This window comes from Pedobacter sp. ASV12 (assembly GCF_016429155.1).
Taxonomy (GTDB): domain Bacteria; phylum Bacteroidota; class Bacteroidia; order Sphingobacteriales; family Sphingobacteriaceae; genus Pedobacter.
The window spans coordinates 1-379 of record NZ_JAELUC010000377.1 but is presented as its reverse complement, the minus strand read 5'-3'; the positions used below and the strand labels follow the sequence as shown (position 1 = coordinate 379).

Genomic DNA, 379 nt, shown 5'->3' with positions numbered 1-379 from the left:
CCCCCCCCCCCCCCCCCCCCCCCCCCCCCCCCCCCCCCCCCCCCCCCCCCCCCCCCACCCCCCCCCCCCCCCCCCCTCCCACCCCATGTCGTGGTTCGTCGGCAGCGTCACCCCCCCCCCCCCCCCCCCCACATAGCCACAAAGGCAAAACATTAAGAAACTTGTTGGTTGGCTTGCAGTTTGTCATCGCGGTTGGCTTTTTTATCGGCCGCTTACAGGTTAGGTCTTCAAGTTACTTTCTAATATCAACACTGTCTCTTATACACATCTCCGAGCCCACGAGACAGTACTCATGATCGCGTATGCCGTCTTGTGCTGGTGAAGGGGGGGGGGGGGGGGGGGGGGGGGGGGGGGGGGGGGGGGGGGGGGGGGGGGGGGG

1 protein-coding gene is annotated in these 379 nt (G+C 68.3%); it reads right to left on the bottom strand.

Going from position 1 to position 379, the window contains the following annotated elements; all coding sequences use genetic code 11:
- Positions 1-187: hypothetical protein (locus JHD69_RS20780; protein ID WP_199142203.1), on the bottom strand; the 187-nt coding region annotated here is incomplete at its 3' end.
- Positions 188-379 lie beyond the last annotated feature (192 nt).